This window comes from Mesobaculum littorinae (genome assembly GCF_004011175.1).
Lineage (GTDB): Bacteria > Pseudomonadota > Alphaproteobacteria > Rhodobacterales > Rhodobacteraceae > Tranquillimonas > Tranquillimonas littorinae.
The window spans coordinates 573,146-593,008 of sequence record NZ_RQXX01000001.1; the positions used below are offsets into that span (position 1 = coordinate 573,146).

Annotated in this window: 14 protein-coding genes; 8 read left to right on the forward strand and 6 right to left on the reverse strand. The window is 67.6% G+C overall.

Going from position 1 to position 19,863, the window contains the following annotated elements; genetic code table 11:
• Positions 1-121 precede the first annotated feature (121 nt).
• Both EKE94_RS02655 and EKE94_RS02660 read right to left on the reverse strand, forming a co-directional pair.
• Positions 122-3,250 carry an efflux RND transporter permease subunit gene (locus EKE94_RS02655; RefSeq protein ID WP_127905043.1) on the reverse strand — a complete coding sequence of 1,043 codons (3,129 nt, stop codon included), beginning with the start codon at positions 3,248-3,250 and terminating at the stop codon, positions 122-124.
• On the reverse strand, positions 3,247-4,686 hold the full coding sequence (locus tag EKE94_RS02660; RefSeq protein ID WP_235855869.1) for an efflux RND transporter periplasmic adaptor subunit: 1,440 nt from the start codon (positions 4,684-4,686) through the stop codon (positions 3,247-3,249). Before EKE94_RS02660 ends, EKE94_RS02655 begins: the two co-directional genes overlap by 4 nt.
• A gap of 314 nt (positions 4,687-5,000) precedes the next feature.
• Here EKE94_RS02660 and EKE94_RS02665 point away from each other — a divergent pair, with 314 nt between their 5' ends.
• The 6 genes from EKE94_RS02665 (at position 5,001) to EKE94_RS18555 (ending at position 9,777) form a co-directional block, all read left to right on the forward strand.
• Complete coding sequence (locus EKE94_RS02665) at positions 5,001-5,414, forward strand: hypothetical protein (RefSeq protein WP_235855870.1); 414 nt, start codon at positions 5,001-5,003, stop codon at positions 5,412-5,414.
• A 151-nt stretch (positions 5,415-5,565) separates the two neighbouring features.
• Positions 5,566-6,582 (forward strand): TRAP transporter substrate-binding protein, encoded by a 1,017-nt coding sequence (locus tag EKE94_RS02670; RefSeq protein WP_127905045.1) that lies wholly within the window; start codon positions 5,566-5,568, stop codon positions 6,580-6,582.
• A gap of 166 nt (positions 6,583-6,748) precedes the next feature.
• The gene (locus tag EKE94_RS02675) at positions 6,749-7,342 is read left to right on the forward strand and encodes a TRAP transporter small permease (protein WP_127905046.1); all 594 of its coding nucleotides are present in this window, start codon (positions 6,749-6,751) and stop codon (positions 7,340-7,342) included.
• The gene (locus EKE94_RS02680) at positions 7,339-8,649 is read left to right on the forward strand and encodes a TRAP transporter large permease (RefSeq protein ID WP_127905047.1); all 1,311 of its coding nucleotides are present in this window, start codon (positions 7,339-7,341) and stop codon (positions 8,647-8,649) included. The genes EKE94_RS02675 and EKE94_RS02680 overlap by 4 nt, the downstream gene beginning before the upstream one ends.
• 301 nt (positions 8,650-8,950) lie before the next feature.
• Complete coding sequence (locus tag EKE94_RS18550; RefSeq protein WP_164870799.1) at positions 8,951-9,292, forward strand: 5-carboxymethyl-2-hydroxymuconate Delta-isomerase; 342 nt, start codon at positions 8,951-8,953, stop codon at positions 9,290-9,292.
• The gene (locus EKE94_RS18555) at positions 9,289-9,777 is read left to right on the forward strand and encodes an ureidoglycolate lyase (RefSeq protein ID WP_164870800.1); all 489 of its coding nucleotides are present in this window, start codon (positions 9,289-9,291) and stop codon (positions 9,775-9,777) included. Before EKE94_RS18550 ends, EKE94_RS18555 begins: the two co-directional genes overlap by 4 nt.
• A 235-nt stretch (positions 9,778-10,012) precedes the next feature.
• On the opposite strand, the gene EKE94_RS02690 is transcribed toward EKE94_RS18555, so the two are convergent.
• The 4 genes from EKE94_RS02690 to EKE94_RS02705 all read right to left on the reverse strand — a co-directional run bounded on the left by EKE94_RS02690 (position 10,013) and on the right by EKE94_RS02705 (position 14,784).
• A complete protein-coding gene (locus EKE94_RS02690) occupies positions 10,013-10,612 on the reverse strand; it encodes a hypothetical protein (protein ID WP_127905049.1) in 600 nt (199 codons plus the stop codon).
• Between the two features lie 259 nt (positions 10,613-10,871).
• Entirely contained in the window at positions 10,872-13,508 is a 2,637-nt protein-coding gene (locus tag EKE94_RS02695) for a pyrroloquinoline quinone-dependent dehydrogenase (RefSeq protein ID WP_127905050.1), read from the reverse strand.
• A gap of 4 nt (positions 13,509-13,512) precedes the next feature.
• Positions 13,513-13,884, reverse strand: coding sequence for a glucose dehydrogenase (locus EKE94_RS02700; protein WP_235855871.1), 372 nt, complete (start codon positions 13,882-13,884; stop codon positions 13,513-13,515).
• Between the two features lie 174 nt (positions 13,885-14,058).
• Positions 14,059-14,784, reverse strand: a complete 726-nt coding sequence (locus EKE94_RS02705) for a sulfite exporter TauE/SafE family protein (RefSeq protein WP_127905051.1) — start codon at positions 14,782-14,784, stop codon at positions 14,059-14,061.
• 378 nt (positions 14,785-15,162) lie between these two features.
• Here EKE94_RS02705 and EKE94_RS02710 point away from each other — a divergent pair, with 378 nt between their 5' ends.
• Positions 15,163-17,541, forward strand: coding sequence for a glycogen/starch/alpha-glucan phosphorylase (locus EKE94_RS02710; protein ID WP_127905052.1), 2,379 nt, complete (start codon positions 15,163-15,165; stop codon positions 17,539-17,541).
• A gap of 65 nt (positions 17,542-17,606) precedes the next feature.
• A complete protein-coding gene (glgB, locus tag EKE94_RS02715) occupies positions 17,607-19,814 on the forward strand; it encodes a 1,4-alpha-glucan branching protein GlgB (RefSeq protein ID WP_127905053.1) in 2,208 nt (735 codons plus the stop codon).
• Positions 19,815-19,863: the final 49 nt, after the last annotated feature.

A 19,863-nucleotide genomic window follows, 5' to 3' on the forward strand; every position in this document is an offset into this window, starting at 1 on the left:
GGCATATCCCCTTGTGCCGGGGTCCGACCCGGACCCGGCTGTAAGGCAGACGCGGGAGGGGGCGGTTCGGTTCCCACGCCCGACTGCGCGCCCCGAAAGGCGCGGCCAGGGGCCGGGCGGGTCAGCCCCGGGCGCCGTCGGTGCCGGGGCGCCCGCGGTCACGCTCGGCGCGCGGCTCGGTCAGCATCAGCATGGCGGGGGTCACCACGAGGGTCAGGATCGTGGCCACGACCAGCCCGCCCGCGATGGCCGAGGAAAGTTCGGTCCACCACTGGGTCGACGGCGCGCCATAGACGACCTTGCGCTGGAAGAAGTCGAGGTTGACGCCGATCACCATGGGCAGAAGACCCAGCGCCGTGGTGATCGACGTCAGGAACACCGGGCGCAGACGCTGGGCCCCGGTGCGCAAGGCGGCCTCGAGCGGGGCTTGCCCGGCGCGGCGCAGGTCGTTGTAGGTGTCGATCAGAACGATGTTGTTGTTCACCACGATGCCGGCCAGCGCGATCACCCCGATCCCGCCCATCACCACGCCGAAGGGGCGGCCGGTGACGAGCAGCCCCAGAAGCACGCCGGCGACCGAGAAGATGATGGCCGACATCACGATCAGCGATTGGCGGAAGCTGTTGAATTGCACCAGCAGGATCGCGAACATCATCAGGATGGCCGAGGCGAAGGCCAGCCCCAGGAACGCCGACGCCTCGGCCTGGTCCTCGGCCTCGCCGCCGAAGGTCCAGGACACGTTGGGCGGCATCTCGGCCTGGTCGAGCGCGGCCGCCAGCGCGGTGATCTGGTCGTTGACCAGAAGGCCGGGGGCGACGTTGGCCTCGATCGTGATGACGCGCTGCTGGTCGATCCGCTTGATCGTGCCGGTCCGCGGCGCGGGGTTGAAGGATACGAAGTTCGACACCGGCACCAGCCCGGCCGAAGTGGGCACGCGCAGGCTTTCCAGCTCTTCCAGCGTCCGGTCGGACGCGGGGAAGCGGACGCGGATATCGACCGCACCCTCGGCATCGGTGGGGCGGTAGTCGGCGACCGTGATCCCCTGGGTCACGAGCTGCACCGCCTGTCCCAGAAGCGACACGTCCGCGCCAAAACGGGCGGCTTCGGACCGGTCGACCTCGACCCGCCACTCGACGCCGGGCAGGGGCCGGGTGTCGGTGACGTCGGTGAAGCCGCCGATGCGGTCCATCGCAGCGAGCGCGCCGTCGACCGCGGCATACTGGGCCACGCGGTCGTTCGAGGCCACGCGCAGAGTAACGGGCTTGCCCGAGCTTGGCCCGTCGTCCGAGGTCTGGACCTCGACCTCGATGCCGGGAATCTGGGCCATCTCGGCGCGGATGTCGGCGCCGATCTGCTCGGCGGGGCGGCGGCGGTCCCAGTCGATCAGCTCAAGCTGGATGGTGCCGATGACGTCCTCGCCAGACTGCCGGTCGGCCGAGGAGCGGGCGTAGACCGAGGCGATTTCGCGGTCGGCCAGCAGCCGCTCTTCGACATCGCGGACCAGCGCGTCGCGTTCGTAGATCGAGAAATCGTCACGCGCCCGAACCGTGACCTGCATGAAATCGGGTTCGATGCTGGGAAAGAAGGACAGCCCGTTGCCAAAGCTCGCATAGGCGGAAAACGCGCCCAGCAGCGTGGCGATGGCCAGGAGGAGCGTGGCGAGAGGGCGCAGGATCGCCCATTGCAGCAGCCGCACATAGGCCCCGGTCATCCCGCCCACATCGCGCGGGTCGCCCACCTCGGACGCATGCAGCGCGCGCTTGGCGGCCGCCGATTGCGGCTGGCGGCGACCGATGATGCCGCCCAGCACCGGGATGAACACCAGCGCCATGAGAAGCGAGGCGGTGAGCGTCAGGATCACGGTGATCGGCAGGAACTTCATGAACTCGCCGACCGTGCCTTCCCAGAACAGAAGCGGGAAGAACACCGACAGCGTCGTCGCGGTCGACGCGATGATCGGCCAGGACATGCGCTTGGCGGCGTGGGCATAGGCGGATTTCGGGTCGTCGCCCTCCTGCAGGCGGCGGTCGGCCAGTTCGACGGTGACGATGGCGCCGTCGACCAGCATGCCGACGACGAGGATCAGGGAGAACAGGACCACGATATTCATCGTGAACCCCATGAGATAGAGCGCCGCGACCCCGGTCAGGAACGCCCCCGGGATCGCCAGCCCGACCAGGATCGACGACCTGAAGCCCAGCGCCCAGACGATGACGATCATCACCAGCAGGATCGCCGCGATGACGTTGGATTCCAGGTCGCTGAGGGTCGTCTGAACCTCGACGCTCTGGTCCTGCTGGTAGTTGATCTGCAGGCTGGCGGGCCAGTCCTGCTGCGCCTGTGCCACGACCTTCTTGACCGCCGCGACCGTGTCGATGACGTTCGCGCCCGAGCTTTTCTTGATCTCCAGCGCGAGGGCGGGCTGGCCGTTGATCCGGGCAAAGCTGGTCGGATCCTCGTAGGTGCGCCGGACCGACGCGACGTCGCCGAAGGTGACGACGGTGTTGTCGCGCACCTTCACCGGCAGCTCCATCACGTCCGAGACGTCCTCGATCAAGCCGGGGACCTTGAGCACGATGCGCCCGGCCTCGGTCTCGATCGCGCCGGCGGCGATCAGGCGGTTGTTGCGGGTGATCTGGTTGATCAGCTCGTCGAAGGACAGGTTGTAGGTCTCGAACACCGTGGGGTCGATCACGACCTCCAGAAGATCGGTGCGGCTGCCGCCGATATCGACCTCGAGCACGCCTTCGACCGCCTCGATCCGGTCGGCCAGGTCGTCGGCGGTCTGGTTCAGCGTGCGTTCGGGCACCGGGCCGGACAGGATTGCCGTCAGGATAGGGAAGAGCGCGGTATTGACCTCATTCACCGAGGGTTCGCTGGCATCCTCGGGCAGGTCGGTCTTGGCGCGGTCGACCGCCTCGCGGACATCCTCCATCGCGGCGTCGGCGTCGAAACCGGCCTCGAAGTTAAGAGTGACCGAGGCGTAGCCTTCGCCGGCCGAACCGTCCATCTGATCCAGCCCGGTCAGCGAGCCCAGCTCGGTCTCCAGCGGTTCGACCAGCAGCCGTTCGGCATCTTCGGGCGAAATGCCGTCGAGCGTGGTGACCACGTATATGATCGGGATCGGGATCTCGGGCGAGCTTTCCTTGGGGATCGACACGTACGACACGATCCCGGTCGCCAGGATGCCCAGGAACACCAGCGCCACGAAGCGGCCGCGCAGGAAGGCCGCGTCGATCAGTCCGGTCATTGCCGTGCCTCCGCGGCGGGGGCGTCGGTTTCGCCAGAAGTATCGGCAGAGGTCCCGGTCGCGGCGTCGATCGGGGCGTCGGTCTCTGACCCCGCATCCGCGGCGCCATCCTCGGCCCCGGGGTCGGCTTCGGGGGCGGGCGTCGCAGCCGATGCGGCGCCGTTCGGGGCGGTCTCCGCACCCGGAGCGGCACCGCCGTCGCCGTTCAGCGGAGAGCGGCCGGGCGTGTCGGCCTCGGCATCCTCGACCGGCAGTCCGCCCTGCGGAGAGGGCATGCCGCCGGTGCCCAGCGCCTCGGCCGACAGCGAGGTGTCCAGTTCATCGGCGGCGCGGGGCGCGACCTCTTCGCCGTCGCGCACGAAGCCCTGTCCGACGGTGATGATCCGCGCCTCTTCCGGCAGGCCTTCGACCCAGATGCCGTCGGTCTGGGCGCTGACGATCTCGATGGCGTGGAACCGGGCGAGGTTCGCGTCGTCCACCGTCTTGACCCCCAGCGTCCCGTCCGAGCCCAGCGACAGCACGGCGGGCGAAAGGAAATGCGCCACAGTTTCGCCGACGGGGATGCTGACCTCGGCACTGATCCCCGCGGGAATAGCCAGATCCTCGTTCGCGACCTCGATCTCGGCAAGGAAGGTGCGGGTGTCGGTCGCGGCGTTGGTGCCGACAAAGGTGACCTCGCCCTGCACGACCTGCCCGGTGATAAAGGACACCTCGGCCGGCTGCCCGACGCCGATGCCGCCCAGCGATTGCTGCGGCACCTGCACGGCCACGGTCAGGGGCGTCGCATCGACGATCGAGGCGGCTTCGGCCCCGGCGCCGATATACTCGCCCACCTCGACCGTCAGATCCTCGAGCGTGCCTTCGAAAGGCGCCTCGATCACCGCGGCGTCCAGAGCCTCCTGCGCCGTGGTGAGACCCGAGCGCGCCTGCGCCAGTGCGGTGCGGGCCTGGCTGACGCGGTCGACGGTGCCCGACCCGCGGTCGAGCAGGGTCTGGGCGTTCTCGAAATCGCGCGCGGCGCCGCGGACCTCTTCCTCGGCCCGGGCGAGCGCGGCGCGCTGTTCGGTATCGTCGAGCCGGGCGATCACGGTGCCGCCCTTTATCCGGTCGCCCTTGGCGACCTCGACCGCCTCGATCGTGCCGCCGACCTCGGCGGCGACCAGGGCGGTGCGCTGCGGCAGGGCCTGACCCTCGGCCCTGAAATAGCGCGTGACGCTTTGCGCCGTCGACTGGCGCACGGCGACGGCGATGGCGCGTTCGGCCTCGGCCACCGGCTGTTCGGCGGGCGGCTCTTCGGCGGGTATCACGAAGCCCGACCCCATCCAGCCGACCACCGCCACCACCAGCGCGGCCGCCAGCCAGCGGGCCCGGGATTCGCCGGGATCCGTGTCGAACCTTAGCGGCCGGGGCGTGTCGTCATCTGTATTCGGCGCCACGCGGCGTCCTCCCGTTAGACAAATCAGTGGGGGCGGGGCGCCTCCGGTCACGCAATCACAACCCACGAGGCAGGCGGAACAGGCCCGCAAAACGGGGTCGGTCTGCGGGTTGGCTGACGAAATAGGGGGCAGGGGCCGATCCGAGAAGGTCTGCCGCCGCAGAAAACCCGAATGTGATTGAAAAATCGTCGACATCGGCGGGGATGGGCGCCCGGGGCCCGTGCCCTTTGCGCCGCACCGCGCTCCATCCGTGGCACAAGTCTTAACAAAACGTTAACTGCACGCCAGAGTGCCGCAAATCGTCGTGAGACCCCATGCCCTCGGAACTTCATTTCGCTGCGCTCTTCTGTGCCGCCCTCGCCGGTGGCGAGACGGAGGTTGCCCATGTCTATCACGCCGCGGGCGCGCCGCACCGCATCCGCGTGGACTGCGAAACGCCCGACGCGGTGATCGAGGTCGGGCTCGACAAGCGGTCGTCGCTGGACAGCGTGCAGCAGGCGCTGTTCGCCGCGGCGCTGACGGGCAAGACGCCGGTGGTGGCGATCGTCGACACCGACGCCACGGAGGGGCCTTACGAGCTGCGCATTCGTACGGCGGCGGCGATGGCGGGGGTGGAGTACCTGGCGCTGGCCGCCCGCGCGATGGCGCCCCCGGTGCCGCGTCCGCCGCATCGCGGCCTGCAGGCCGCCCTGCGCGACACGCAGGCGTCCCGCCTTGGCCGGCCCTGAGGGCCGCCAGAACCGCCGCGCGCGGGGCCGGTCGCGCCCGGCTCTGCCGCCCGCGCAGATCGGCAAGGTCGACAGCCATGTCAGATACGGGATAATCGCAGGGACGACAGGGCGTCTCGTCGGCCCGACGCCCCCAGGGAGGGACATTTTCATGCCGTTCAGACTTGCCTTCGGCTGCGCCGCCATCGCCATGTTGCAGGCCGCGCCCGCCTTGTCCGACAACCTGCGCTACGCGCACTTCATGTCGGGCAGCAGCTGGCAGAACCAGACCATCTTCGAAGACTGGGCCACCGCCGTCGCAGAGGCCTCGGACGGAGAGGCGGATGTCACGATCTTTCCGGCGCAGACGCTCGGCAAGGCCGCGGCGGGCTACGACAATGCGGTGAACGGCATCACCGATATCGCGTGGACGGTGCAGGGATACACCGCCGGACGCTTCCCCCTCAGCCAGATCATCGAGCTTCCGGGGCTGTTCGACACCGGCGCCGTGGGTTCCTGCGCGTTTCAGAAGCTCTACGACTCGGGCGCGCTGGACGCGGAGTACGAGGAGTCCCACGTGCTCTTCGTGCATACCCACGATCCGGGGCACCTGCACACCGCCGACGTGCCCGTCCGCAGCCTGGAGGACCTGGCCGGTCTGAAGCTGCGCCGCCCGACGACGGTGGTGGGCGACATGCTGGATCGCCTGGGGGCCGAACCCGTGGGCCTGCCCGCGCCCCAGACCTACGAGGCGCTGCAACGCGGTACCATCGACGGCTACATGCTGCCTTGGGAATCGGTCGACAGCTTCCGGTTGGACGAGTTGACGGGGTATCATACCGTCTTCGGTTTCTACGCGCTGGCCTTCGTCGCGACGATGAACAAGACGAGCTATGAGAACCTGTCGCCGGGCGTGAAGGCCGCTGTCGACGCGAACTCGGGCATGAAATGGGCGGTGATCGCGGGGCAAGGATACGACGATGCCGGCGCCGAGGTCCTGGCCCGTCTCGAGGACAGCTCGACCGTGATCGAACTCGATCCCGATGAGCGCGCCCGGTGGGAAGAGGCGACGGCCAAGACCACCGACACCTATATCCAGGAGTTGGACGACATGGGCCTGCCGGGGTCCGAGACCTACGACGCGGTTCTGGGCTATGTCGCCGACTGCGAGGACGAGCTGGGCCGCTAGTCCCGAACCACCGGGGTCACATCTCCGGGCCAGAACGACTGGCCCGCACTGCTGGGGCTGAACCCTCAGGCCAGCCCGGGGCGGTCCAGTCGCGGTCCTTGTCCTACACCCGCCGCGCTGCGCCCCGCCACCGGGGGCGCAGCCCGGCGCCGCATGAGGGGGCGGAATGCTCCGACACGATCGCCTTATTCTCTCTCGCGCGCGCCGGGGCCTTTCTCGTATCGCGGCAATGGCCGAGCGCGGGTGTCTCTGGATTGCGGGGGTCTTCACGGCCTATATGCTGATCGTCGTGGCCTTCAACGTGGTCGCGCGGATGCTCTTCGATGCGACCGGGGCGGCTTTGAACCTGATGATCCCGGGAGCCATCGAGCAGGCCTCCTACGCGCTGATCGTCATCGTCCTGGCCGCGATCGCCGCGTCGATGCGGGGCGGGATGATCACCGTGGACCTGTTCACCGGTCGCCTGCCGCGACGGGGGCAGAGGGCGCTGACCCGGGTCTGGTATCTGGTCATGGTGGTCTTTGCCCTGGTGCTGGCGCGGGCCTTCGGGGGCGAGACGGCGACGCTGCTGGCACGGGGGGACGTGACGCAGGATCTGGGCATGCCGCTTTGGACCGTCTACGCCGTCGTCACCGCCGAGACGCTGGCGCTGGCGCTGGTGTGCCTTGGCCACGGTCTGGGCGCCGTCGCGGGGGACCCCGCAGGCCCGGCAGACGACGGAAAGGCGGGGGCGGCCGCCTACCGCGACACGCTGGCATGACCCCGCTTGAGATCGGATACCTGACGATTGCCGGCCTCTTCGCCGCGGTCCTGCTGGGCTGTCCCATCGGGCTGGCCATGGTGCTGGGCGGCTTTGGTGGTTTTGCCGCCATCGTCGGCACCGGCCCGGCGCTGTCGGTGCTGCAGACTGCGACATTTGAGACTGCGACGACCTATTCCTTCACGCTGGTGCCTCTGTTCCTGCTGATGGGGTCACTGATTTCCGGGTCCGGTGTGGCGCGCGATCTCTTCGAGGGCGCGCAGCGGCTGACGCGGGGCTGGTCGGGCGGGCTGGCCGCCGCGGGCGTCACCGCCAGCGCCGTGTTCGCGACCGTTTCTGGATCGTCGCTGGCCACCGCCTCGACCATGACGCGCGTCGCCTACCCGGAGATGGAGGCGCATGGCTACGACCCGCGCCTCGCCACGGGGTCGCTCGCGGCGGGGGGCACGCTGGGCATCCTGATCCCGCCGTCGATAGCGTTGCTGCTTTACGCCCTGATCACCGAACAATCGGTGGGCGAGATGTTCCTGGCCGGGATCCTGCCGGGTGGCCTGGCCTTTGCCCTCTATCTGGTCGCCATCGTGGTCATGGCGCGGGTCTGGCGTGGACGGCCCGACCCTGCGCCGGCGCGCGCGGCCCGGGTCGCGGGGCAGGATGGCCCGCTGCACACGCTGAAGCTGTTCGCGCCTGCGCTGATCCTTTTCGGGCTGGTGATGGGCGGTCTCTACGGTGGCGTCTTCACCCCGACCGAGGCCGGCGGGGCGGGTGCAGGCCTCGCCCTGATCTTCGCGCTGGCCCGCGGAATGCGATGGGCGGGTCTCAAACAGGCCTTCGCCGAAACCGTCGTGACGACCGGCGCGATCTTCCTGATCCTGATCGGGGCCGAGGTCTTTGGTTTCGTGCTCTCGACCTCACAAATCTCCGTCGCGATGGTCGACTTCATCTCGGACAACGATTTCGCCCCATGGCAGGTGATGGCGCTGATCCTTGTCTTCTACGTGATCTTGGGCTGTTTCATGGAAAGCCTCGCCATGATCCTGCTGACGGTGCCGATCTTCTTTCCCGTCGTCATGGCCAACGGGTACGACCCGGTCTGGTTCGGCATCATCGCCGTCGTGACGGTCGAGCTGGGTCTGATTACGCCGCCCGTCGGCATGAACCTCTTCATGGTCAAGGGCGCGGCGCCGCAGCTGCAGCTTCGTACCGTGATGGTGGGGGTGCTGCCCTTCGTGGTCGTCGACCTTGTCCGGCTCGCGATCCTGCTGGCCTTTCCGTCGATCAGCCTGCTGCTGCCCGGACGGCTGTGATGCGGCGCCTGGACGGACCGGCTGAGCCAGAGCCAAGCTTTCGGGCACGGGTCACCGACAGGGAGGCGAGGGGGCAACAGGCTGCGTTGGAAAACGGCCGGTCCGCCCGAAGACCCGTCTTTCGCGATCCTCGTTTCAGGACCAACCGCCTGATCTGGCCTGTCGAGGCTGGCACGCCTTCGCCCGACGCGCTAGGTCATGATTTCGTGATCTTCCTGCCCGTGGCGCAACCGCGCCTGTCGGGCCGCCATCTGACCACGGTGCCCCGAGGGGAGCGCCGGGATTGTTACGGGATTTCTTGATGCCACATATCGTCATCGAACACTTCGCCGCGCTCGACGGGGTCGCGCAGGGGCAGGATCTGATGCGCGCCGCGCTCGATGCCGGGGTCGGCACAGGGCTGATGGCGCGCGACAACGTCAAGGTGCGGCTGGTCCCGGTCGAGGCGGCGCTGCTGGGCGACGGGCGCGAAAGCTTCATGCATGTCACGGTCAAGCTGCTGGTGGGGCGGACGGCCGCGCAGAAGGCGCAGATTGCCGAGGCTGTGCGCGATGCGATCGACACCGTCTGCCCGCGCGTGGCGGCGCTGTCGGTAGATATCCGCGACATGGATCCCGACAGTTACAGAAAGCGTCTGGTGTGATCACCGCGACGCTGCTGACGCCCGAGGTCTTTGCCCCCTATGGCCATGTCGGCCGGGCAGGGCAGGGCGTTGTCGCCGAGGTGCGCGAGGGGCAGGTGCGCACGACCCGGTCCGAGATTCCGTTCCCGCACGACCCCGAGGCCGTCGATCCGTCGCTTGATCTTCACGAGGTCGCACCGGCTGCCGCGCCGCTGAAGCTGCTCCACGCCCAGCGGCATCCCTACTCGACCCAGCTTTTCGTGCCGATGCAGGTGTCGCGCTGGCTGGTGGTGGTCTGGCCCGAAGGGCCCGCCGCGCCGCCGGTGGCCTTTGTCGCCGGACCGCAGGACACCGTCGTCTACGCGCCCGGGGTCTGGCACCACGGGATCCTCGCGCTCGACACGCCCGCGCTGTTCGCGGCCTTCATGTGGCGCACGGGGCGGGGCGACGAAACCGAATCCCTGCCGGTTCTGGACCCGGTGACGGTCGATTGGCCCGCCCCCTGATCCCAACCGATACGGGGGACGGCGTAACGGATACAATCGAAACAATGGCCGGAACAATGTGGATACGCTGCAATCATAGCCGGTACGGTCGGCTAAGCTGCTGCTGCTAGAAGGTAATTATTACGGTAGTGAGGTGATTGTACCATCGACACGGTTGCCGAAGTGAGTACGGGCGTACTGCTACGCTCGTAGTCGCCCGGGGCCTCGACCTTTGGATGGCCCCGGGCACGGAGGGTCAAAGATGACGGAACAGCCGGTTGTATATCTTCCGCGTGTGCCTCGCGCCCAGGGTTTCGGTGTCGAGGGTCTTGGGCTTCACCCGTTCCGCCGCGCTTCCGTTGTCGACGGGGATAAAGCTTTTACGTGCCCCCATGGGCTTGTGCGTGGCGCCCAGCACGACGACCTCGAACTCGTCTATCTGCGCTACGCTGTCGACATCGATGTGGTGCCGCATCCGTTCGACCATCTCCTGAAAGGTGCCCAGGCTGCGATACTTGCCGGATTCCAACGGCCCCTGAAGCGTGCTCTGCAACGGATCGGACAGGTCGGCCGGGTCGTATTCCTCGCGCTCGGTCAGAAAGACGTCATGGATATCGTCCTTCGTGTGCAGCCGCATCAGCACGTCGCGCACCTCGACCGGTTCGTAGCCGAGGTTCGTCAGAAGCAGATGCGCATCGTAGCCGCGCCCGCCCCCGCGACTTATACTCAGCGCAGGCCGGCGTTGGCGCAGTATACCTGACAAGAGAAGCTGCAGGTAGACGAGCCAAATCAGCGACGACACCATGGCCGCCACCGCCTGGATCAGGGTCGAGTTGTCGGCGAACCATGTCATCATGGGCGCACTCCTTCGCGGGTTGGAACCTCGGGGCCGCCGCGCTGGCCCATGGGGCGATGCGACAGGATGGGCCAGATGAGCGCGCCCGGCATCGCCGTCAACACGCGCGGCAGGGCGCCGCGCGCCCATGATAGAAGCACTTTAATGCAGGCGCGAAAAAAGGGCCCGGCGTTGCCGCCGGGCCCCCGTTTCGACCGTGATGGAGCGGGCGCCACGCAGGGGCGGCCCACCCGACCAGGCGCTCCTAGTCCGAAGCCCCTCAGTCCGGCAGGGCGTAGGAGATCACGGCGTCGCTGACACCCGTCTCCATGAAGTGGTGCCCGCCCGGCGCGATCAGAACGTATTGCTTGCCATCGACCTCGTAGGTGATGGGGTTCGCCTGGCCGCCCGCGGGCAGGGTGTCGGTCCACAGAACCTCGCCGGTTTCGATGTCGATTGCGCGGAAAAGGTTGTCCGTCGCGGCGCCGATGAAGACCAGGCCGCCCGCCGTCACGACCGACCCGCCGTTGTTCGGCGTGCCGATCTGGAAGGGCAGGTAGGACGGGATGCCCCATGGCCCGTTGCGCCGCGCGGTGCCGATGGGCTGGTCCCAGAGCGTTTCGCCGGTTTCCAGGTCGATCGCCCGGATGCCGCCATAGGGCGGCTGGGTGCAGGGCATGTTGGTAAGCGGCGACCGCCACCCCGCGTTGACGTCGATCGCGTAAGGCGCGCCGGCCTGCGGATCGCCCTCGCCTTCGGCCTTGGAGCCGCCGGACGCCGTTTGGGTTTCGTCGATCGGGCGCAGGCCGCGTTCGTCAGCCTCCTCCCGCGGGATCAGACGGTTGTGGTTGGGCACGTTGTTGTAGTTCGCGATCAGGATGCCACGCTCGGTGTCGACGGCGACCGACCCCCAGTCCGAGCCGCCGTTATAGCCGGGATACTGGATCCACGGCCGGTCCGAGGTCGGCGGCTGGTAAAAGCCCTGGTATTCGGAGCGGCGGAACTGGATGCGGCACCAGAGCTGGTCGATCGGCGACATGCCCCACATGTCGCGTTCGGTCAGCGGATCGAAGCGCAGCGTGTGATACCCCGACACCGGCTGGGTGGGCGACATGAACTCGGGCTCGACGCCGCTGTCGGTCGGCACCTCGATATCCTCGGCCGGGAACAGGCTTTCCCCGGTTGCGCGGTCGAGGATGTAGATGTCGCCCTGCTTCGAGGGCAGGATCACCGCGGGCCGCGTGCCTTCGTCGACCGGAAAATCCACCAGCGTTGCCTGGCTGCCCAGGTCGTAGTCCCAGACGTCGTGGCGCACGGTCTGGAAGGACCACGCGGGTTCGCCCGTCGTGACATCCAGCGCCACGAGCGAGGTCGCCCATTCGTTCTCGGCCTCGGACCGGTTCGAGCCGTAATAGTCGACCGAGGAGTTGCCCAGGGGCAGGTAGACATAGCCCAGCTCTTCGTCGGCCACGGCGGTGGTCCACATGTTGGGCGTGCCGCGGGTATAGACCTCGCCCTCGGGCGGGCCGTCGCGGTTTTCCTCGGGCGCGGCGAGGTCCCAGGCCCAGGTCAGCGCGCCGGTGCGGGCGTCGTAGCCGCGCACCACGCCCGAGGGCGCATCCTCGGCCTGGCCGTCCTTGACCTGCGCGCCGGTGACGACGACGCCGCGGACGATGGCAGGCGGCGCGGTGACGGCGTACCAGCCGGGCACGCGTTCGCCGATGTCCTGCCAAAGGTCAACGGTGCCGTTTTCGCCGAAGCCTTCGCAGGGCGCGCCGGTCTCGGCATCGACGGCGACAAGCTTGGCATCGATGGTGCCCTCGATCACCCGGGTGGCGCAGGCGTCGCTCGAAGCCGCGTCGGGATCGGTCCAGAGGCTGACACCCCGGCAGGAGGCCGAGTAGGGGATCGCCTCGTCCGGCACGCCGGGATCGAAGCGCCAGTTCTCTTCGCCGGTGGCCGCGTCGATCGAGATCAGCACGTTCTTGGCCGAACACATCAGCAGTGCGTCGCCATATTTCAGCGGCGTGGTTTCGGGGGCGTATTTGCCCTCGGCCTCGGCACTGGGCATGTCGCCGGTATTGTAGACGAAGGCCCGTTCAAGCTGGCCCACGTTTTCGGGCGTGATCTGCGACAGCGGCGAATAGCGCGTCGCATCCGCGTCGCCGCCCCAATAGGGCCAGTCGGCGCCGATCTCGTAATCCGCCTGCGCGGTTTCGGAGGGCGCCGTCTCCGCAGGTCCCGTCTCTGTGGGGGCCGTGTCTGTGGGGGCCGTGTCTGTGGCCTCCGTGTCAGCTGTGGCCGTGTCAGCGGGGGCCATATCGGTGGAGGGCGCCGTCGATGTCGTTCCGGTCGCTGCCGCGGCCGGTCCGCCGTCTTCCGTGCCACCTTCCTCTGCGCCATCATCCGCGTCCGCGTCCGCGTCCGCGTCCGCGTTGGCGGGGGCGTCGGCATCGGCAGGGGGCGGGGGCGGGGCGGAATCGTCCGCGCCGGCGGGCTGCGGCTCATCACCCGTGTCGGCTGCCGCCTCGGGCTCGGACGAGGTCGCAGTGGGCGCGTTTTCGGCGGGGGTCGGCTCGTCCGCCTGGTCCGTGTCTTCGGTGGGCGCGGTATCCTCGGCATTGGATCCGGGGGCGGCCGGGCTCTCTTCGGCGCCAGTGTCGGAGGTCGTGTCCGCATCGGACTCGGCGTCGGCATCCGTGCCCGCGTCGGTCTGCGGGTCCGAGCCGGTCTGGGTGTCCGTCTGCGCCTGGGCGTCGTTGCCGGGGGGAACCACGGTCACCTCGGGCTCGATCACCTCGACCCCGGTGTCGGGATCGGCGGGCGCGTCCTGGGCCAGGGCGGGCAGGGCGGCGGCAAGGCAGGTGGTCAGCAGGAGACCGCCAAGGCCGGTGCGGGTTGTGCGGGTCAGGGTCATCGGATTACGTCCTCCGGCGAAGCGAGAGCATGGGAAGGCAAAGCAGCAGGATTACAAGGATCACGGTCGGCGCGACCATCCGGGGCACCCAGGCCCACCAGTCGGTTCCGACCTCCCAGTAGGTCCAGATCAGCGTGCCGAGCCAGACGACGAGGTAGACCAGCACGCCCTGCGTCAGGTGCCGGAAGAGAGGCCAGGCCGTCAGCAGCAGTCCGATGCCCGCGATGGCGTAGTACCAGCTGCCCCCAAGCGTGATCAGCCAGATCCCCCCGGCCAGCAGCACGAGGCCGATCAGCGTCAGCACGGTGGCGACCCCCATCAGGATCCAGTGGCCCGCGCCGCGATGGGGCGTGGTGTATGTGGTGTGGTCCGCCACGAACTCTCTCCTATCGATTGATCTTGCGGGGGATCGGGGCATGTCCCGCATCGGCCCCCGACCGCCCCGAGACGGATAATGACTAAAAACCGGTCCTTTTGAACAAGCACTTTTTGTCCTCCCGCCGTCAACCCATCGGCCCCGGGTGCGCCGAGGTTCGGGGACGGTCGGGGGCTAGAGCGTCACTTCGATCAGAAGGCGCAGGGCGACGAGGGCCAGAAGGGTCAGGATCAGGCGGTCGAAGACCTGTTTCGACAGCCGCTTTGCCAGGGCCGCCCCGATCGGCATGCCGCCCAGGATCGGCAGAAGCGCCAGAAGGCTGAGCCCCAGCCGGTGCCAGTCGAGGAACCCGTACCACGCCAGAAGCGGGATCTGGATTGCCGCCATGGCGACGAAGAACACCGAGACGGTGCCGACAAAGGCGGCGCGTTCGGGCTTCATCGCGTTGAGGAAGGTGATCGAGACTGGCGCCGACACGCCGCCTGCACCCTGCATCATCCCCGCGAGCGTGCCCACGGGCCAGACGATCCGCCGCGCCAGCGAAAACGGAAGGAACCAGTCGGGCCGCGCGAGGCGGAAGCCGATGTAGACGAAGACCGACATCGCGACCAGCGCGACCAGCAGGTCCGACGGCACGTTGGCCAGGATCACCGTGCCCAGCCCCGCCCCGATCGCGCCTGCCACGGCGAAGCGCCATGTGAAGCCCTCGCCCATCTGGTGGTCGCGGTACTGCCAGCCCTGCCAGAGGTTCGACAAAAGGTTCGGGAAGGAAAACATCACGATGGCAAAGGGCACATCGTAAAGCAGTGCGATCACCGGCACCGCGATGATCGGAGCCCCGGCGCCGGTCGCACCCTTGAGGATACCGCCGGCCAGAAGCGCGATGAATGCCCAGATCATTTACGTGTCTCCGTCATGTGCTTCTGCCCTTGTCCGATGCGGCGGTGCGAAGGTCCAGCCGATAGATGACGAGGGGGATGCGATGTCCTCAGGGCAGGCGCGGACGGGCCGGGCAGGGGGCGTGGGCCCGGGGCGAGACGGGGCCACTCAAGGTTGAGCATTCGCCCGCGGTGTTGGCGAAAATCCCCGGTGACGACGTGTCATGACGACTTAACACTTGAAGGTCCGGCCGCTTTCTCTTCAAAAGAACGCTCTATTCTTTAACCAGAACAAGTTAGGCTCCGGATCGCCACCTCAGCGACAACCCTCCGGCCCGGTCTCGCCGCGCGGTCAACGCCGACCGCCCGGGGGACCACCAGCACGAAAGGTCCTTCGCCCATGCCTGCCGCCGCAGCTTTCCGCGACTCTCTTCTGCGTCACCTGACGTATTCCTTGGGCAAGGCGCCCGAAAACGCCGACATCACCGACTGGCGCATCGCACTGTCGCTGGCCGTGCGGGACCGCATGGTCGACCCTTGGTTCGCCTCGGCCAGGGCCACGCAGGAGGGCGGGCACAAGCGGGTCTACTACCTGTCGATGGAGTTCCTGATCGGCCGGCTTCTGGAGGATGCGGTGGTCAACCTCGGGCTGCTGGATGTCGCGGCCGACACGATGCACGAGCTGGGGCTCAGCCTGTCGGACGTGCTGGCCGACGAACCCGATGCCGCGCTGGGCAATGGCGGGCTGGGGCGGCTTGCGGCCTGCTTCCTCGAATCTCTGTCGACCATCGGCTGCCCGGCCGTGGGCTATGGCATCCGCTACGAACACGGGCTTTTCAAGCAGAGCTTCCGTGACGGGCGGCAGATCGAGTCGCCCGAGGACTGGTTGCAGCAGGACCACGCATGGGAGTTCGAGCGCAGCGGCGTGTCCTTCGACGTGGGCTTCGGCGGTGACGTGGTCGAACGCGGCGGCCACTGCGTCTGGCGCCCCGACGAGACGGTGATCGCCGCCGCCTATGACACGCCGGTCGTCGGCTGGCGCGGCAACTGGGCCAACACGCTGCGGCTGTGGTCGGCCAAGCCCACCACGATCTTCGACCTCGCCCGGTTCAACCGCGGCGAATATGCCGCCGCGGCCGAGCCCGAGACGCTGGCCCGCACGATCACCCGCGTGCTCTATCCCGACGACAGCACAGACGAGGGCAAGCGCCTGCGCCTGAAGCAGGAGTTCTTCTTCACCGCGGCCTCGCTGCGCGACATCCTGCGCCGCTTCGGCAGCGAATTCGACGATCTCAAGCAACTGCCCAAGAAGGCGGCGATCCAGCTGAACGACACCCACCCCGCGATCGCCGGGCCCGAGCTGGTGCGCCTGCTGCACGACGAACGCGGCATGTCGCTGGACTGTGCCATCAAGACGGCACAGGCGACGCTGAACTATACTAACCACACGCTGCTACCCGAAGCGCTCGAACGCTGGTCCGAGGGGCTGATGCGCGAGCTTCTGCCGCGCCACATGGCGCTGATCGAGCGGATCGACGACGCGCATCACCAGGCCTACCCGTCGCGCACCGTGTCGCTGGTCGAGAACGGCGACGTGAAGATGGGCGAGCTGGCTTTCGTCATGGCCAACCGCGTCAACGGCGTCTCGGCGCTGCACACCGACCTGATGAAGCAGACGGTGTTCAAGGACCTGCACGCCCTGCACCCCGAGCGTATCGTCAACGAAACCAACGGCGTGACCCCGCGCCGCTGGGTTCTTTCGGCGAACCCGCGGCTGTCGACCCTGCTGGCGGGTCGGATCGGGCTGGGCTGGGTCGACGATCTGCAACAGCTCGAGCGGATCGAGCCCATGGTCGATGACAAGGCGTTCCGCGACCAGTACGCCGCCGCCAAGCGGGCCAACAAGGCCGGGCTGTCGGACTGGCTGCGCGACACGCAGGACGTCTCGGTCGATCCGGACGCGATGTTCGACGTCCAGATCAAGCGAATCCACGAATACAAGCGTCAGCACCTCAACATCCTCGAGGCGATCGCGCTGTGGCAGGCGATTCACGACCAGCCCAATGCCGACTGGACGCCGCGGGTTAAGATCTTCGGCGGCAAGGCCGCGCCGGGCTACGTCTTTGCCAAGGAGATCATCTATCTGATCAATTCCGTGGCAAAGGTGCTTAATTCCGATCCGGTCACCTCGAAGTTCCTCAAGGTCATCTATCCGCCGAACTACAACGTCAGCCTGGCCGAACAGCTGATCCCCGCGACCGATCTGTCCGAGCAGATCTCGACCGCCGGGAAAGAGGCCTCGGGCACCGGGAACATGAAATTCGCCCTGAACGGGGCGCTGACCGTCGGCACGCTGGACGGCGCCAACGTCGAGATCCGCGATCTCGTCGGGCCTGAGAACTTCTTCCTCTTCGGGATGACCGCGCAGGAGGTGGTCGAGCGGCGCATGATCGAGGACCATGCCGCACAGGCGATCGGCGCCGACACCCGACTGGCCCGCGCGCTGGATGCGATCCGGTCCGGCGCCTTTTCAGGCGGCGACCGCGACACCTTTGCCAGCATCGTCGATAACCTTTCGGGGCCGGACTACTTCCTCGTCTGTTCGGATTTCACCGATTACTGGCGGGCACAGCGCGACGTCGACGCGGCCTTCCGCGACCGAGACGCGTGGATGCGGATGGCGATGCTCAACACGGCACGGTCAGGTTGGCTCTCGTCTGACCGCACGATCCGGGGTTACATGGCGGATATCTGGAAGGCCGACGCGGTTCACACCTAAGTTCCGGGAACGGGGGCGGGGACACGGCGGTTGAGAGATCGTCGCATCGATATAGGTTCCCGCCCATGACTGAGACCAAGCAGACCCCCCGCCCGCTTTCGGATGACGATGCCCGCCGCCTTGATGCCGGCCGGCATGCCGATCCGTTCTCTGTCCTCGGCCCGCACACGGCCGGCCGCAGCACATGGGTCACCGCGCTGGAACCGGGCGCGACCCGGGTTGCCGCGGTGGTCGATGGCAAGGAGCATCCGCTTGAGCGGGCAGGCGCGGGGCTGGTCGTCTTTACCGGCAAGATCCCCGCGGACAAGCCCTATACCCTGCGCGCCTGGGACGATGAGGGCGCTTCGTGGGAGCACGAGGATGCCTATCGCTTCGGCCCGGTGATCGGCGAGCAGGACGAGTACTACCTTGGCGAGGGCACCCACCAGCGCATCTGGAAGGTGCTGGGCGCCCATGTGACCGAGGTCGACGGCGTGTCTGGGACCCACTTCGCCGTCTGGGCGCCGAACGCCCAGCGGGTGTCCATCGTCGGCGGCTTCAATTTCTGGGACGGACGCCGCCACACGATGCGCAAGCGCGGCATGTCCGGCGTGTGGGAAATCTTCGTGCCCGCCGTGGGCGAGGGTGAGCCCTACAAGTACGAAATCGTCGGTCCCGACGGCGAGCTTCAGCCGCTGAAGGCCGACCCCGTGGGCTTCGGCTCGCAGCATCCGCCCGAGAATGCCAGCGTCGTGCGCGACATCCGCGGTTACGGCTGGGACGACGCGAAGTGGATGGAGGAAGAGCGGCAGGGACGCAATGCCCGCACCGCGCCGATCTCGGTTTACGAGGTGCACCTGGGCTCGTGGCGCCGCCGCTGGGCCGAAGGCGGGCGGTCGCTCTCCTACAAGGAGGCCGCCGCCGAGCTGGTCGATTACGCCCACGACATGGGCTTCACCCATATCGAGCTGATGCCGATCAGCGAATTTCCCTTCGACGGATCCTGGGGCTACCAGCCGGTCGGTCTTTTTGCGCCGACCGTGCGCCATGGCCCCCCGCATGAATTTCGCGATCTGGTCGAGGCCGTGCATAACAAGGGCATGGGCCTGATCCTGGACTGGGTTCCGGGCCATTTCCCGACCGACGCGCATGGCCTGGGCAAGTTCGACGGCACGCATCTATACGAGCACGCCGACCCGCGAGAGGGCTTCCATCAGGACTGGAACACCCTGATCTACAACTACGGCCGGACCGAGGTTGCCAATTTCCTCGTGTCCAACGCGCTCTACTGGCTTGAGGAATATCACGTCGACGGGCTGCGCGTGGATGCCGTGGCCTCGATGCTCTACCGCGACTATTCGCGAAAAGAGGGCGAGTGGGTCCCGAACAAGGATGGCGGACGCGAGAACTACGAAGCCATCGCCATGCTACAGAACACCAACACCATCACCTACGGCGCGATGCCGGGGATCATGACCGTGGCCGAGGAATCGACCTCGTTCCCCGGCGTGTCCCGTCCCGTCGATGCAGGCGGCCTGGGGTTCGGGTTCAAGTGGAACATGGGCTGGATGAACGACACGCTCGACTACATGAAGCATGATCCGATCCATCGCCGCTATCATCACCACCAGATGACCTTCGGCATACACTACGCGTTTTCCGAGAACTTCATCCTGCCGATCAGCCACGACGAGGTCGTGCATGGCAAGGGCACCGTGCTGACCCGGATGCCGGGCGACCAGGCCGAGAAGTTCGCCAACATGCGGGCCTATTACGGCTACATGTGGGGCCACCCGGGCAAGAAGCTTCTGTTCATGGGGCAGGAGTTCGCGCAGGAAAAGGAGTGGAACCACAACGCCGAGCTGGACTGGGCGTCGCTGGACAAGCCCGAGCATGCCGGGATGCAGCGGCTGGTGCGCGACCTCAACACGCTCTACCGCCAGTATCCCGCGCTGCACGTCAAGGACTGCGACCCGGCGGGGTTCCAGTGGATCGACGCGAACGACAGCGATGCCTCTGTCTATGCCTGGATCCGGCGCGGCGGACCGGACGACCCCGAGATCGTCGTGGTCTGCAACTTCACCCCGCTCGAACGCACAGGCTATCGCATCGGCATGCCGCAGCCCGGCCGCTGGCGCGAGGTGCTGAACACCGACGCGGGCATCTATGGCGGTGGCGACCGCGGCAACATGGGCGGGATCGATGCGGACGAGACCGGCCATCACGGCCAGCCCGCGGGCGCGGACGTGACGCTTCCGCCGCTGTCGACGCTGATCTTCGTCAGAGAGTCCTGAAGTAAGATCGGGGGCCCGCAGGCCGGGCCCCCGGTCCATACCCTTCGGG

Excerpts from the sequence above, each read along its gene's own strand:
- EKE94_RS18550 (WP_164870799.1), top strand. The coding sequence starts at position 8,951 with ATGCCACATATCGTCATCGAACACTTCGCCGCGCTCGACGGGGTCGCG.
- EKE94_RS02670 (WP_127905045.1), top strand. The coding sequence starts at position 5,566 with ATGCCGTTCAGACTTGCCTTCGGCTGCGCCGCCATCGCCATGTTGCAG.
- EKE94_RS02695 (WP_127905050.1), bottom strand. The coding sequence starts at position 13,508 with ATGACCCTGACCCGCACAACCCGCACCGGCCTTGGCGGTCTCCTGCTG.
- EKE94_RS02655 (WP_127905043.1), bottom strand. The coding sequence starts at position 3,250 with ATGACCGGACTGATCGACGCGGCCTTCCTGCGCGGCCGCTTCGTGGCG.
- EKE94_RS02675 (WP_127905046.1), top strand. The coding sequence starts at position 6,749 with ATGCTCCGACACGATCGCCTTATTCTCTCTCGCGCGCGCCGGGGCCTT.
- EKE94_RS02665 (WP_235855870.1), top strand. The coding sequence starts at position 5,001 with ATGCCCTCGGAACTTCATTTCGCTGCGCTCTTCTGTGCCGCCCTCGCC.
- glgB (WP_127905053.1), top strand. The coding sequence starts at position 17,607 with ATGACTGAGACCAAGCAGACCCCCCGCCCGCTTTCGGATGACGATGCC.
- EKE94_RS02690 (WP_127905049.1), bottom strand. The coding sequence starts at position 10,612 with ATGATGACATGGTTCGCCGACAACTCGACCCTGATCCAGGCGGTGGCG.
- EKE94_RS02680 (WP_127905047.1), top strand. The coding sequence starts at position 7,339 with ATGACCCCGCTTGAGATCGGATACCTGACGATTGCCGGCCTCTTCGCC.
- EKE94_RS02705 (WP_127905051.1), bottom strand. The coding sequence starts at position 14,784 with ATGATCTGGGCATTCATCGCGCTTCTGGCCGGCGGTATCCTCAAGGGT.
- EKE94_RS02710 (WP_127905052.1), top strand. The coding sequence starts at position 15,163 with ATGCCTGCCGCCGCAGCTTTCCGCGACTCTCTTCTGCGTCACCTGACG.